This is a genomic window from Cupriavidus sp. SIMBA_020 (assembly GCF_046535395.1).
Lineage (GTDB): Bacteria > Pseudomonadota > Gammaproteobacteria > Burkholderiales > Burkholderiaceae > Cupriavidus > Cupriavidus campinensis.
Map to the genome: position 1 here is coordinate 1 of NZ_JAWRWU010000701.1, position 268 is coordinate 268.

Annotated in this window: 1 protein-coding gene; it reads left to right on the forward strand. The window is 69.0% G+C overall.

All coding sequences use genetic code 11. From position 1 onward, the window contains the following. The coding region (locus SB751_RS31130) for a FimV/HubP family polar landmark protein (protein ID WP_410749157.1) at positions 1 to 268 on the forward strand (268 nt) is incomplete at both ends.

Genomic DNA, 268 nt, shown 5'->3' on the forward strand with positions numbered 1-268 from the left:
GTTCGATTGGGACCCGGATGCGACCACGCCTGCCGAGCAGGCGGGAGGCGCGTCCACGGTGCCCACGCCGTCATCGCTGCCGCCGCTCGGCGCCCGGTTCGGTGCATTGAAGCTCGATTTCGATCTCGATCTGCCGTCCGCCCCCGATGCCGAGCTGCCCGCACTGACGCCGGAGGAGCTTGCGCGCATTGCCCGCAACAAGCTGGATCTGGCGTTGGAATACGTGGAGCTTGGCGACCTGTCGGGCGCGCGCACGCTGCTGCAGGAG